At 52.4% G+C, this 454-nt stretch carries 1 protein-coding gene; it reads left to right on the top strand.

Annotated elements, in window-relative coordinates; genetic code table 11:
• Positions 1-408, top strand: a 408-nt coding sequence (locus SB751_RS28210) for a hypothetical protein (protein ID WP_410748811.1), incomplete at its 5' end; no start/stop codon positions are given.
• Positions 409-454: the final 46 nt, after the last annotated feature.

The raw sequence follows: 454 nt of genomic DNA, 5'->3' as shown, positions 1-454 counted from the left end.
CCTTATATAGAGAAGGTCCAGTGCCTGCTTCTTCTTCTCCATATAGAGAAGAAGCTACAAGAACAGTCTGTCAGCACGGGGTGCGTCCCCCGAAAACATCATCTTTCTGCAAAGCGGGTGTCATTCTGGCGTGACAAGCCAAAATTCTGTGCTATAGTCTTGCTCCTTCGCAGTTCAAGCAGTTTTCTGAACCGCGAAGCCAAGCAAGTGCAACGGGTCGGGACGCAAAAGCGAACAGATCTGCCGCAGGGCTCCAAGGCGATGAACCGGCAACGGTTCTCGAACCAGCAGTCAGCGGGTTTTGCAAAAGGTGGTGCAAATCAGGCAGAAGCCAGTTGCACAATCTGCAAAAATAGTGCTATAGTCTTGGGCTTGGCTGGTGACGGCGAATCAGGGTTTACCCGATAGGGTGGTCTGAACAACGTTGCAAGCCGACTGGGCGGTAGCCAACCTC

Origin of the sequence: Cupriavidus sp. SIMBA_020 (assembly GCF_046535395.1) — a bacterium.
Classification (GTDB): domain Bacteria; phylum Pseudomonadota; class Gammaproteobacteria; order Burkholderiales; family Burkholderiaceae; genus Cupriavidus; species Cupriavidus campinensis.
This window is presented reverse-complemented; position numbering and strand designations above follow the sequence as displayed.